The organism is Roseovarius nanhaiticus, assembly GCF_900156535.1.
GTDB classification, from domain to species: Bacteria; Pseudomonadota; Alphaproteobacteria; order Rhodobacterales; family Rhodobacteraceae; genus Roseovarius; species Roseovarius nanhaiticus.
Genome location: NZ_FTNV01000003.1, coordinates 22,403 through 35,929, shown reverse-complemented (window position 1 = coordinate 35,929; position 13,527 = coordinate 22,403). Strand labels below are relative to the sequence as shown.

Genomic DNA, 13,527 nt, shown 5'->3' with positions numbered 1-13,527 from the left:
TGGCGATATCCGACCGGGCACCCCCGTCCAAGCCGCGTCGAAACAAAGCCTCTCACAGGCCGTTTTGACATAGCGACGTGCATGAGGTTCGGTCACCTTCCGGAGCTGCAAACCCACCCCGCCCGTCTCAAGCGCGCTTTGCCTTTCGGTACCCGTTGGCGAGAGTGATTTGGCAAAAACGCCAGCAAAACAAGCCTAATATAGAAGGCTTTTAAGCGTAATTGCCGTGCCGGTCAGCTCCGTTGACACGTCATTTTTGACTCACCATACTGATGTGTACACTGTGGGGAAAATATCCGGACCAATCTGTCACAATGTCCTTCTCAGGTTGTGACGTGGCCCAGTGATGGAAAACTGTGAAATAGCGCTTGGTCTCGCTGGACAGAGCGCTTCATGCAAGGTCGGGATCATCTCTGCCAACAAGCGCAAACCTCTGCCATTTATGGTTGAACTGCATAATCAAACGGGAGAATTACGTGAGAATATTCAAACAGATAGCCCTTGTGGGCGCAATGATAGCAGGAACCGGGGCGCATGCTCAGGAAAAGTTCATCACGATCGGGACCGGCGGCCAGACCGGCGTCTACTTCGTGGTCGGCCAGTCGATCTGCCGCCTGGTGAACCGCAACACTGCAGAGACAAATCTGAAGTGCACCGCCCCGTCGACGGGTGGCTCCATTGCGAACATCAACGCCATCATGGCGGGTGACATGACAATGGGCGTCGCTCAGTCCGACTGGCAGTACCACGCCTATAACGGCACATCCGACTTCGAAGGCAACAAGTTCGACAAGGAGCGCGCTGTCTTTTCGGTTCATTCCGAGCCGTTCACAGTGATCGCGCGCGCCGATGCCGGCATCACCGAGTTTGCCGACCTGAAGGGCAAGCGCGTCAATATCGGCAACCCGGGGTCAGGCCAGTATGCGACGATGCAGGTGGTCATGGACGCTTTGGGCTGGACCATGGACGACTTCGCGCTGGCCTCCGAGCTGAAGCCGGCCGAGCAGGCCGCGGCCTTGGGCGACAACAAGGTCGATGCGATCATCTATACGGTCGGCCACCCGAACGGATCGGTTCAGGAAGCGGCCTCGACGGTCGAGACTGTTCTCGTTCCCGTCACCGGCCCCGAGATTGACGCGCTGATCGCTGACAATCCCTACTACGCCGCTGCCACCATTCCCGGTGGTATGTATGAGGGATCGCCGGACGACACCCAGACCTTCGGCGTGAAGGCGACGTTCGTGACCTCTGCCGATGTGGAAGAAGAAACCGTCTATCAGGTCGTCAAGGCCGTGTTCGACAACTTCGATCGCTTCAAGAAGCTTCACCCGGCCTTCGGCAATCTGACCGAAGAAGAGATGATCAAGGATGGTCTTTCGGCACCGGTGCATCCGGGTGCCGAGCGCTACTACAAGGAACGTGGCTGGATGTAATTCCCGCCTGATGACGGCGGTGGCAGCCTGCAGAGGCTGCCACCACTTGGGGGATCGCCCACATAAGGCCGACCCCAACAAAGAATAAAAAAGATTTTCACCCGTCCAGAGCGGGTCAGCGGGGGTACAGAAATGACCGACGATCCGAACCAGCACCAGGCTGCGCGCGTGGAAAATGAGGCGGCCGGTCGCGGCGGTCTGGACCAATCCGAACTGGACGAACTGGTCGCATCTGCCGACACTGGTGGCCGCAACGTCGCAGGCCCGGTCGGCAAATTCCTGATGCTTGTTGCGCTGGCGTGGTCCCTGTTCCAGCTTTGGATCGCCTCGCCCATTCCCTTCATTGTCGGATGGGGCGTCTTCAACGATACCGAAAGCCGGTCGATCCATCTGGCATTCGCAATCTTCCTGGCCTTTGCTGCATTTCCCGCGACACGATCGAAATTTCAGCTGGGTCTGGGCATCGTGATACCCGTTCTGCTGTCCTACCTGTTTATCCTCAGCTCCAAGGACGGCACGGCCATCTGGTGGATTCCCATCGTCGGCTTGGCCGTTGTGGCCGCAGTGATTGCGGGCAGTCCAAAGAACCGCGTGCCGTTCTGGGAATGGGCGCTGGCGATCGTCGGTGCCGCTGCTGCCCTGTATCTTTTTGTATACTACAGCGATATTTCCGGGCGGGTCGGCGCGCCGATCATGCAGGATTTCGTGGTCTCCGTAATTGGCATCATACTGTTGCTCGAGGCCACGCGCCGGGCATTGGGGCCAGCGCTGATGATCGTGGCGACCTTGTTCCTGGTCTACACCATCCTCGGACCGCAGATGCCCAGTATCATCGCGCACAAGGGCAACAATCTGTCGGAAATCGTGAACCACCAGTGGATCACGACAGAAGGCGTCTTCGGCATCGCGCTTGGCGTCTCGACGAGTTTCGTGTTCCTATTCGTGCTGTTTGGCTCTCTTCTGGACCGCGCGGGAGCCGGCAACTATTTCATCCAGGTTGCGTTTTCGCTGATGGGCCACATGAAGGGCGGCCCGGCCAAGGCAGCTGTGGTGTCCTCGGCCATGACCGGCCTGATCTCGGGATCAAGCATCGCGAATGTCGTGACCACCGGCACGTTCACCATCCCCCTCATGAAGAAGGTCGGCTTCAGCTCGGAAAAGGCCGGCGCCGTCGAGGTGGCCTCATCCGTCAACGGTCAGATCATGCCCCCGGTCATGGGCGCCGCTGCGTTCTTGATGGTGGAATACGTGGGCATACCCTATTTCGACGTGGTCAAGCATGCATTCCTGCCTGCCGTCATCTCCTACATTGCGCTGGTCTATATTGTCCATCTGGAGGCCTTGAAGGCAGGCATGAAGGGCCTTGAGCGTCCCTATGAGCCCAAGCCGATCATCCAACGCCTGATCGGGTTCGCCTTTGGAGTCGCGTTCATCTGTGCGCTGTCGTTCCTCGTCTACTACGGCATGGGCTGGATCCGGCCCGTTTTCCCCGTCGCCGCGCCTTACATCATCTTCACCGCGTTGACCGCGGCCTATATCGGGCTGCTTTACATCGCGTCGAAAGAAGAGCCGTTGAAGCTGGACGATCCGAATGCGGCAGTGACAAAGCTGCCCCTGCCCGGTCCGACTGTGCGGTCGGGCCTGCACTTTATCCTACCGGTCGTCGTGCTGGTCTGGGCGCTGATGGTGGATCGTCTGTCACCGGGCCTCTCGGCGTTCTGGGCGACGATGTACATGATCTTTATCCTGATGACGCAGCGCCCGCTGATGGCAATGATGCGCGGCGAAGGCCAAATGGGCGCCCGCATCAAGGAAGGCGCGACCGACCTGCTCGAAGGTCTGGTTGTCGGCGCCCGCAACATGATCGGCATCGGCATCGCGACCGCCACCGCCGGTATCATCGTCGGAGCGGTCAGCCAGACGGGCGTGGGATCGGCCCTTGCCGACGTGGTCGAAGTCCTGTCGGGCGGCAATATCCTTGCCATTCTGTTCCTGACGGCAATCCTGTCTTTGATCCTTGGCATGGGCCTGCCGACCACGGCGAATTACATCGTCGTGTCCGCTTTGCTCGCACCGGTCATTGTGACGCTGGGACAGCAGAACGGCCTGATTGTGCCGCTGATCGCTGTGCACCTTTTCGTCTTCTATTTCGGGATCATGGCCGACGTGACGCCACCTGTGGGGCTCGCATCCTTTGCCGCCGCTGCCGTTTCTGGCGGCGATCCGATCAAGACGGGTGTCATCGCGTTCTTCTACAGCTTGCGGACGGCCGCACTGCCGTTTCTGTTCATCTTCAATACCGAATTGCTGCTGATCAATGTGACGATGGTGCAGGGCATATTCGTCTTCATTGTCGCAACGGTGGCTATGCTGCTATTCGCGGCAGCCACGCAAGGGTGGTTCCTTGCCAGAAACCGGTTCTATGAGACGATCCTGCTGCTGCTGATCGCCTTTACCCTGTTCCGCCCCGGTTTCTGGATGGACATGGTAAGTGCCCCGTATCTGGAGGAAGAGCCGGCCGCGATCACGCAGGCGGCCGCCGATACCGACATCGGCCAAACGCTGCGGGTGCGTGTGGCAGGCCTGAACGACTTGGGCGACCCAATCGAATTCGTGGCGCTCGTCCCAATTACGGAAGGTACCACCGGTGAGGAAAAGTTGGAGAATGCCGGCCTGACCTTCCGGGATGAAGGCGACAAGATGTTCATCGACGATGTCGCCTTTGGCAGTCCGGCGGCGGAGGCCGGGCTGGACTGGGACCAGGAGGTGCTGCGCGTGCTGAAGCCGGTGCCACAGCCCAGCAAGTACCTGATGTTCATCCCGGCGCTGATTTTGCTGGCCTTGGTCGTCTTTTTGCAGCGGGGCCGCAACACGCGCGCGTCCCGCAAAACCGCACACGCCTGAGGAGAGACACGATGTTCAACACGGTTCTTCTGACGATCGATCTGAATGCAAAAGCCTCATGGGACAAGGCGCTGCCGGCAGCTGTCGAACTGGTACGCACCTCTGGGGGCAAGTTGCATATCATGTCGGTTGTACCTGATATCGGCTCGCCATTGGTCGATGGGTTTTTTCCGCCTGACTACGAAAAGCTGGCCGTCGAGGCGGCCAGCAAAGCACTCGACAAGCTGGTCGAGGACCAAGTGCCCAGCGATATCGCCGTCAAACAGCATCTCGCATTCGGCAAAATTCACCGCAAGGTCCTGCGCGTGATCGAACAGATCGACTGCGACCTCGTGGTCATGGCGTCGCACAAACCAGACCGTGTGCGGGAATTCCTCGTGGGATCCAATGCCGACCGGATCGTGCGCCGGTCACCCGTTTCCGTGCTGGTCATCAGAGCGTAGAGCGCATGGCCGGGCACATCTTTGGACGGTCGAGCAAGGCCACCCTGCCCACTGCGGTCAGGGGCGATGGATGCTACCTGATCGACGCCGACGGCAAACGCTATCTGGACGGGTCCGGCGGTGCGGCTGTCTCGTGCCTTGGGCACTCCAACGCCGCCGTGCGCGCGGCGCTGCATGCCCAGATTGATCAGGTTGCCTTTGCGCATACGGGGTTTTTCACGTCCGAGCCTGCCGAGCGGCTGGCGGATCGTCTGGTTGCCAACGCGCCAGACGGTATTGACCGGGTTTATCTGGTTTCAGGGGGCTCCGAGGCTGTCGAGGCCGCCATAAAGCTGGCGCGTCAGTACTTTCTCGAAATCGGTCAGCCGGATCGACACCGCGTTATTGCGCGGCGGCAAAGCTATCATGGCAACACTCTGGGCGCCCTTGCCGCCGGAGGGAACGCATGGCGCCGGGCGCAATTTGCGCCTCTTTTGGCGGACACAACCCATATCAGCCCCTGCTATGAATACCGCGATCGCCGTGAGGATGAGACCGTCGAGGCCTATGGCCGGCGTGTCGCGAACGAGCTTGAGACCGAAATCCTGCGGTTGGGAGAAGGCACCGTCATGGCCTTTATTGCCGAACCGGTGGTCGGTGCGACGAACGGTGCCGTTCCTGCCGTGCCCGGATATTTGCGACTAATCCGCGAGATCTGTGACCGCTATGGCGTGCTGCTGATCCTGGATGAGGTGATGTGCGGAATGGGTCGCACCGGCCACCTGTTCGCCTGTCTCGAAGACGAAGTCGCGCCAGACATGATAACAATCGCAAAGGGGCTTGGCGCCGGATATCAGCCGATTGGTGCCTTGTTGACCACCAAAGCCATCTACGATGCCATCGCATCCGGGACGGGGTTTTTCCAGCACGGCCACACCTATATGGGGCACCCGCTTGCCGCGAGCGCAGCCAACGCCGTGCTTGATGAGATATTGGACCAGGGACTGCTTGGCCGGGTGCAGGCGCAAGGGTCAAAACTACAGTCCGCGCTGCAATCTGCGCTGGGGCAACACGCCCATGTCGGTGATATTCGCGGCCGCGGCCTGTTCCGCGGGATCGAACTTGTTGCCGACCGCGAGACCAAGGCGCCGTTTGATCCAAGTCGCAGCATTGCAGCACGGATCAAGAAAGAAGCCTTTGCCGCTGGTCTGATCTGCTACCCGATGTCTGGCACTATCGACGGTCAACACGGCGATCACGTCCTGCTGGCTCCGCCCTTCATCATCTCGGACGACCAAATCGGCGAATTGGTCGACAAGTTATCGGGCGCGATAGACAGGGCAATTGCCGTATAATTTCTGCGAACCGTGCGGGTGCCGGAATTACTGAATTCTTTGGCCATGGCTGATAAAGATGCTTTTATGGCCCACGCCAAGTCGGCGTGTCAGCAAGCGACCATGGTGGTAAGCCTCCAGCGCAAGTGCATAGTCTGGATCGAAGACGGATCCTTCCCAAGCCGTATCAGGGCATACCCGCTTGGGTGATTTTCCATTCCTCGCAATTTGCGCGCCTTCCAAGTGACGCTTAAGCGGGATCCAAGCATCACATCCCATTTGATCTCAAAAACAAAAAGGCTCTCTCATGTCAGACACTCGCCACCCGACACTGGATGAATCCGCCCTGACACCCGAACAACAAAGCGTGTTTGACGCGATCCGTGAGGGCAAGCGTGGCGTGGTGCAGGGTCCGCTGCGCGTCTGGCTGCAATCGCCAAAGTTGGCCGAGCGGGCGGAGGCTCTTGGCGCTTTTTGCAGATATGATACGCGCCTGCCGCCACGCGTGTCGGAGCTCGCAATTCTGGTGACAGGAGCCTTTTGGGCTTCTGGCTTCGAATGGGCCGTTCATGCGCCTATCGCACTGCAAGCGGGGCTGGCCGAACACATCGTCGAAGATATCCGCTGCGGGAGAACGCCGACGTTCACTGCAGCAGACGAAGCGGCGGTTTATTGTTTCGCAGACGAGTTGCATCGCAACCATCAGGTATCCTCGTCGACTTATGCAGCGGTGGTTGCGCAGTATGGCGTTGAGGGTGCGGTTGAGCTGGTTGGAATACTTGGCTACTACACCTTGATTTCCATGACAATTAACGCCTTCAACGTCCCTCTTCCCGAAGGAGAAGCCGATCCGTTCTGACCAAGGTCGTGGCGGGCGAGCTTGCTGTGCGGGAGGTTGCAATCAGCCGCCTTCGTGAATGGTCCGGCTGTCGCGTCGTTCGCCCCGAGGAAATTCCCAGCCGCCGCATCGACAAGGGCCATGGCTACGGTTCCGATACACGGTCTGAACAAGGCACACTCCATCCCGACGAGTTCCGGAACATCGTTGAGCGAAAATTTTTTTCTCCCGCAGGACTGCTGGAGACGGCCGCGACCAAGAGCCCCAAGGCCGCTGAACAGAGGCAGTGCAGCATAACACTTCCTCAAGAACGCCAACGACGGGCGCAGATAAGCCTGACGTGACCAAGCCGACCGGTGGTTCGGTCAACACCAATGGTCAACCGGATCTGACAGACCAACGTCAATGTGATGTCATGACCAATGGCTGAACTTCTCTTCGCGGTATCTCGCCCGCTTCATAGTCCAGCCCATCGTTGGGGCAGATTGTGATCTATCGCCGAGGAAAAACCCTAGAACTGGTCAGGCGCATCATTGTATTTCAGCGAGTAGATTTGAAACCGGTCGCAGCTTGCAGGCTCACTGCGACCGAGCGTTCTCGATGAAAAAACACGCAAAGGGCGGGGGCGGTCACTCTGGCAAGCTTTGAGACGCAATCACAAAAATCTGACTTGAAGTCATCCGGGATCCTGTCCATTCACGTTTTATGAGCGTCCCGCGTCATCAATTCTTTGGCAGACTGTCCCGTAAATCGCTGGGCCGGATGCTTATGGTATTGGTGCTGATCTTCCAGGTTCTTGCGCCGAGTCTGGCAACGGCCATGCAGTCGGACCCCGCGGCAGATGTGGTGATGATGGATCATTCCGATCATCAGATCATGCAACACGCCGAAATGGACGCCACCGGCCTCGGCAGTCCGGCCACACAAGATCACCATGACAGCGCGGAGCATTGCGCGCCGTCGATCTGTTGTTTTCACGGGGTATCCTCGCCGATCGCTTTTGATATCGCCGTGGTCCTTCTGCCGACCGTGCGGACAGCCGATTACGCTGTCGCGCTGCCCTCCAATATCCGTTTCAGCAAAGACCGCCCTCCAAAATATCTCTGATCCGTTCTCCGTGCGCGCCCGCTTTACGCGGACTGCGCTTCTGTAACTGATTGGAAATGGCGTCCCAAATCGGACGTCGCGGTCGAGGTGACCATGCGTGGAAGATATTCAGCCCTAAGCGTTCTGGCGCTTGGCTTGGGCTTGGCGGGCGGCATTCTCGTCGAAAGGCTGTATTTGACGCCCTCTCAGGGTGCCAACGGAAGCGGCGCCGAGATCCTTTACTGGGTCGCGCCGATGGATCCCAATTTCAGGCAACCTGGCCCCGGCAAGTCTCCTATGGGAATGGACCTCATCCCCGTCATGGCAGGAGAGGAGCCCGCCAGCGACGCGAGCGAAGTGAAACTCTCCGGCACCGAGATCAACGCGATCGGCGTGCGCACCGCGATTGCGCAATCCTCGGAGATTTCAGAGCAGATCGAGACGGTCGGTAATGTCGCCTATGACGACCACCTGACCAGCCACGTCCACACCCGCGTTGATGGATGGATCGAGGCGCTGAACGTGCGTGCGGTCGGCGATCCGGTCAAGAAGGGTGATGTCCTTTTCGAGATGTTCTCGCAGACCATCGGTTCGTCCAGTAGTGATCTGGTCCGCGCGCTCGAGGCCGGCAATCCGCGCATCATCAGCGCCGCACGGAATGCGCTGCGAAGCCAGGGCATGTCGGACGCCCAGATCAAACGGATCGAGGCCAGCGGCGAGCTTGCCCGCAATATCGAGGTGCTCGCGCCGCAGGATGGCGTTGTCATATCGCTTGAGGCGGCGGAGGGGATGTTTCTCAGGCCGGATGTGCGGGCGGTTTCGATCACCGATCCGCGCGACGTTTGGCTCATCGTCGATGTGTTCGAGCGCGATATCGCGCGTCTCAGCGCGAACATGCGCGCACTGGCCCGCTTCGATCATCTTCCTGGCCGTCTGTTCGAGGGAGAAATCGACTACATCTATCCCGCCCTCGACGCCAGAACTCGCACCCTGCCCGTCCGGCTTCGATTGGATAATGAGGACGGTCTCTTGAGGCCGGGCATGTTTGGCACCGTCACGCTGGTCCCCGAAGCATCACGAACGGCGCTGACCGTTCCGACCGAGGCGATCATCCGCACAGGCTCGGCCGAGCGCGTGATCCTCAAGACGGGCAACGGAACGTTCAAGCCGCGCCTCGTCACCACCGGTCTGCGCGACAGCTTCGGCGAGGGGGGCCGGACCGAGATCATGCAGGGCCTCGCCCCCGGTGAGGAGGTCGTGGCCTCGGCGCAGTTCCTGATCGACAGCGAAAGTGCGCTGAGCGCGGGACTGATGCGTATGGCACCGACCGACGATGCGCCCGCGCGCGGCACCGGAACGCTCGTCGCGTTAGACCGTGAGACTCGCATAACCACGATCCGGCACGGCGCACTCGCGGCACTCGACTGGCCCGCCATGACCTCTCGCTTCGCGCTGCGCAGCGATATCGCGCTGGAGCGGCTGGAAGTGGGGCAAGAGGTGACGTTCATGGCCGCACGCGGCGCGGACGGCCTTCTGAGCCTTATCGAACTGGGAGCCGATGACGGGATTGCCGCCACCGGGCAAGGCAAAATCCTTGCCGTCACCGACGAAGGCAAGCTGACCGTCGCGCACGAGCCGATCCCGGAACTCGGCTGGCCCGCCATGCAGATGGACATGGATGTCGCAGGCTTTGCCCCCTCGGAGGCGCCCCTGGACCAGCCAATTGAGTTCGATCTGGCCAAGGGTGAAGACGGTCTTTTCACCATTGTCGCCCTGCGCGGCACAGATATGGCAGCAGGCAGCGATACTGCCGCGTCCAATGCCGCTGCACCCGAGGCCGCAGCGCCCCCGATCACCGTGTCGGGCACGATCGATGCGGTGGACGCGGCGGCGCGCATGGCCACCATCACCCATGGGCCGATCGCGGAAATCGGCATGCCCGGCATGACCATGGAGTTTGCGCTGACCGAGGGGCTCGACCCCGCCGCTCTGCCGGTGGGCGAAGTGGCGCAGCTGACCTTCGCGCGTCCGGATGGCATGACGATGATTCTGGCCGAAGCGGCGCCCACCGCCCCGCCGATGGAGGTGAACGGCATGATCAACAGCGTCGATGCGTCCGCGGGCACGGCCAACATCACGCATGGTCCGATGACCGAAATCGGCATGCCCGGGATGACGATGGACTTCGCCGTGGCGCCGTCGGTCGAGGCCAGCAGCCTGCCTCTTGGCCAAGAGGTGACGCTGGAACTGGCGCGCAACCCTGATTTCTCGTTGACGCTGGTCGGCACGCGCAATGCGGGGGCGGCACAATGATCGCCGCCATCATCCGCGCCTCGATCGCGAACCGCATCATCATTCTCGCGCTGGCGATCATGATGGGCGCTGCGGGGATCTGGGCCATTCGTACGACGCCGGTAGACGCCATTCCGGATCTGTCGGACGTGCAGGTGATCGTGAAAACGCCCTTTCCCGGCCAGGCGCCTCAGGTGGTCGAGGATCAGGTGACCTATCCCATCGCCAGCGCCATGCTGTCGGTGCCGGGCGCCAGCGACGTGCGCGGCTTTTCCTTTTTTGGTGACAGCTACGTCTATGTCGTCTTCGAGGACGGGACTGATCTCTATTGGGCGCGCAGCCGCGTCCTGGAATATCTCGGCCAGATCGCGGCGGACCTGCCGGAGGGCGTGTCGCCGCAGCTTGGCCCCGATGCGACCGGCGTCGGCTGGATCTACCAATATGCGCTGATCGACCGAACCGGCGGGCATGATCTGGCGCAGCTGCGCACCCTTCAGGACTGGTTTCTGAAATACGAGTTGCAGACGGTCGAGGGCGTCTCCGAGGTCGCCACGATCGGCGGCATGGTCAAGCAATATCAGGTCGTTGTCGACCCGATGAAGCTGCGTGCCTACGACCTGACGCTTGCCGAGGTCAGCGCCGCCATTCAAAGCGCCAACCGCGAGACGGGCGGCAGCGTGGTCGAGATGGGCGAGGCCGAATTCATGGTCCGCTCGACCGGCTACGTGGACGAGCTGTCGGACCTGGCCAGCGCACCCTTGATGGTCAATGACCGCGGCGCGGCCGTGACGCTGGGCGACGTGGCCGAGATCCGGCTTGGCCCCGAGATGCGGCGCGGCGTGGGCGAGCTGAACGGGATCGGCGAGGCGGCGGGCGGCGTCGTGATCCTGCGCTGGGGCGGCAATGCGCTGAGCACGATCAAGGCGGTCGAGGCGCGGCTGGACGAGTTGCGCGGCAGCCTGCCGGAGGGCGTCGAGATCGTGACAACCTACAACCGCGCCGGCGTGATCGAGCGGGCCATCGACAACCTGCAGCATAAGCTGACCGAGGAATTCATCGTCGTCATCTTGGTCTGCGCGGCCTTCCTGCTGCATGTCCGCTCGTCGCTGGTGATCCTTCTGTCGCTGCCCCTCGGGATCGCGGCGGCGTTCATCATCATGCGGCTGCAGGGCGTCAACGCGAACATCATGTCATTGGGTGGCATCGCCATCGCCATCGGCGCGATGGTCGACGCCGCCATTGTCATGATCGAGGCGATGCACAGGCGGATCGAGCAGGAGAAGCTGACGGCCAAGAACCGATGGCGCATCGTCGCGGAATGTTGCCAGGAGGTGGGGCCGGCGCTTTTCTTCTCGCTCGCCATCATCGCGGTCAGCTTTCTGCCGGTCTTCGTGCTGGAGAGCCAGGAGGGCCGCCTCTTCAAGCCGCTGGCCTTTACCAAGACCTACGCGATGGCCGCTGCCGCGATCCTGTCGATCACGCTGGTCCCGGTATTGATGGGCTACTTCGTGCGCGGGCGCATTATCCCCGAGCGCAAGAACCCGCTCAATCGCCTGGTGATCTGGATTTACCGCCCCTTCCTCGATGCCGCGGTCGCCTGGCCTTGGGCGACGACCCTTTTGGCCGGGGTGCTGGTGGCGTCGATGATGTGGCCGCTCCAGCGACTCGGGACCGAGTTCATGCCCGAGCTGAACGAGGGCGATTTTCTCTACATGCCCACGCTCTATCCCGGCGTCTCGATCGGCAAGGCCCGCGAGGTGCTGCAACAGACCGACCGCATGATCGCAACGGTCCCCGAAGTGGCAACCGTCCACGGCAAGCTGGGCCGCGCCGACACGGCGACCGACCCCGCGCCCCTGACGATGATCGAGACGACGATCCAGCTAAAGCCCGAGGCCGAGTGGCGCGCGGGCAGCACGATGGAGACGATCCGCGCCGATCTGGACCGTGCAGTGCAGGTGCCGGGCGTTACGAACGTGTGGATTCAGCCGATCAAGAACCGCATCGACATGCTGGCCACCGGCATCAAGACACCCGTGGGCGTCAAGATATCGGGCGCTGATCTGCGCGTGATCGAGGATATCGGCACCCAGGTCGAACGCATCGCTGCGAGTATCCCCGGCACGACCTCGGCCTATGCTGAGCGGCCCGTGGGCGGGCGATATATCGAGATCACGCCCGACCGCGAGGCCGTCGCACGCTATATGATGAGTGTGCGCGACGTGCAGGATGTGGTGCAGACCGCCATAGGCGGAATGCAGGTGTCGGAATCGATCGAGGGGCTAGAGCGCTTTCCCATAAACCTGCGCTATCCGCAGCACTGGCGCGACAGCCCCGAGCGGCTGCGCGATCTGCCAATTGTCACGCCCTCGGGCGCGCATATCCCGCTGGGCGCGCTGGCCGAGATCCGCATCAATGATGGCCCCGGCATGATCCGGTCCGAGAACGCCCGGCGCACCGGCTTTGTACTTATCGACATCGCGGGCCGCGATCTGGGCGGATACGTGGACGAGGCACGTGCTGCCGTCGCCGATAGGGTAACGCTGCCGCCGGGCTATTCGATCACGTGGTCCGGCCAATATGAGTATATCGAGCGGATGCAGGAGCGGCTCAAGATCGTCGCGCCCGCGACATTGCTGATCATTACCTTGATGCTCTTCATGGCGTTCAGCCGCGTGATCGAGGTGGGTATCATCCTGGCCGCGCTGCCTGTCGCGCTGGCAGGGGGCGTGTGGTTCCTGTGGTATCTCAGCTTCGACATCTCGGTGGCCGTTCTCGTCGGTTTTATTGCGCTGGCAGGCGTCGCGGTGGAAACGGCGATCGTCATGCTGCTTTACCTCAACCTCGCCTGGGACCGCCGGCATGCAGCCGCCGCCACCGAGCGCCGCGCGATGACGCGTATGGATATCGAAGAGGTGGTGTTCGAGGGGGCGCTCCTGCGCGTGCGCCCAAAGGTGATGACCGTTGCCACCATCTTCGCGGGGCTCATTCCGATCATGTACGGCACCGGCACCGGATCCGAAATCATGCAGAGGATCGCGGCCCCAATGCTGGGCGGTATGACCACTGCCACCTTGCTTACCCTTTTCGTCATTCCAGCGATCTTCGTGATCTGGAAGCGGCTGGCGCTGACACGCACCAACCGCGCCCTGCAGGCCGGCGGCGACGCCCCGGCAGACCCCTTGCCCGCCGAATGAGCGGGCCAACCTTGAAAGGAA

8 protein-coding genes are annotated in these 13,527 nt (G+C 61.2%); all 8 read left to right on the top strand.

What is annotated here, in order from left to right; genetic code table 11:
• Nucleotides 1-476: 476 nt before the first annotated feature.
• The 8 genes from BW975_RS13305 (at nt 477) to BW975_RS13270 (ending at nt 13,506) form a co-directional block, all read left to right on the top strand.
• The gene (locus tag BW975_RS13305) at nt 477-1,433 is read left to right on the top strand and encodes a TAXI family TRAP transporter solute-binding subunit (RefSeq protein ID WP_076534829.1); all 957 of its coding nucleotides are present in this window, start codon (nt 477-479) and stop codon (nt 1,431-1,433) included.
• Between the two features lie 132 nt (nt 1,434-1,565).
• Complete coding sequence (locus BW975_RS13300; RefSeq protein ID WP_076534828.1) at nt 1,566-4,337, top strand: TRAP transporter permease; 2,772 nt, start codon at nt 1,566-1,568, stop codon at nt 4,335-4,337.
• Between the two features lie 11 nt (nt 4,338-4,348).
• Nucleotides 4,349-4,780, top strand: a complete 432-nt coding sequence (locus BW975_RS13295; protein WP_076534827.1) for a universal stress protein — start codon at nt 4,349-4,351, stop codon at nt 4,778-4,780.
• A gap of 5 nt (nt 4,781-4,785) precedes the next feature.
• Nucleotides 4,786-6,114: an aspartate aminotransferase family protein gene (locus BW975_RS13290; protein ID WP_076534826.1), complete on the top strand. Its 1,329-nt coding sequence runs from the start codon at nt 4,786-4,788 to the stop codon at nt 6,112-6,114.
• A 286-nt stretch (nt 6,115-6,400) separates the two neighbouring features.
• The gene (locus tag BW975_RS13285) at nt 6,401-6,952 is read left to right on the top strand and encodes a carboxymuconolactone decarboxylase family protein (RefSeq protein WP_076534825.1); all 552 of its coding nucleotides are present in this window, start codon (nt 6,401-6,403) and stop codon (nt 6,950-6,952) included.
• 684 nt (nt 6,953-7,636) lie between these two features.
• Nucleotides 7,637-8,038, top strand: coding sequence for a DUF2946 family protein (locus tag BW975_RS13280; protein ID WP_076534824.1), 402 nt, complete (start codon nt 7,637-7,639; stop codon nt 8,036-8,038).
• A gap of 282 nt (nt 8,039-8,320) precedes the next feature.
• Complete coding sequence (locus BW975_RS13275) at nt 8,321-10,330, top strand: efflux RND transporter periplasmic adaptor subunit (RefSeq protein ID WP_244512590.1); 2,010 nt, start codon at nt 8,321-8,323, stop codon at nt 10,328-10,330.
• Nucleotides 10,327-13,506: an efflux RND transporter permease subunit gene (locus tag BW975_RS13270; RefSeq protein WP_076534822.1), complete on the top strand. Its 3,180-nt coding sequence runs from the start codon at nt 10,327-10,329 to the stop codon at nt 13,504-13,506. The genes BW975_RS13275 and BW975_RS13270 overlap by 4 nt, the downstream gene beginning before the upstream one ends.
• Nucleotides 13,507-13,527 lie beyond the last annotated feature (21 nt).

Excerpts from the sequence above, each read along its gene's own strand:
- BW975_RS13300 (WP_076534828.1), top strand. The coding sequence starts at position 1,566 with ATGACCGACGATCCGAACCAGCACCAGGCTGCGCGCGTGGAAAATGAG.
- BW975_RS13295 (WP_076534827.1), top strand. The coding sequence starts at position 4,349 with ATGTTCAACACGGTTCTTCTGACGATCGATCTGAATGCAAAAGCCTCA.
- BW975_RS13290 (WP_076534826.1), top strand. The coding sequence starts at position 4,786 with ATGGCCGGGCACATCTTTGGACGGTCGAGCAAGGCCACCCTGCCCACT.
- BW975_RS13285 (WP_076534825.1), top strand. The coding sequence starts at position 6,401 with ATGTCAGACACTCGCCACCCGACACTGGATGAATCCGCCCTGACACCC.
- BW975_RS13280 (WP_076534824.1), top strand. The coding sequence starts at position 7,637 with ATGAGCGTCCCGCGTCATCAATTCTTTGGCAGACTGTCCCGTAAATCG.
- BW975_RS13275 (WP_244512590.1), top strand. The coding sequence starts at position 8,321 with ATGGACCTCATCCCCGTCATGGCAGGAGAGGAGCCCGCCAGCGACGCG.
- BW975_RS13270 (WP_076534822.1), top strand. The coding sequence starts at position 10,327 with ATGATCGCCGCCATCATCCGCGCCTCGATCGCGAACCGCATCATCATT.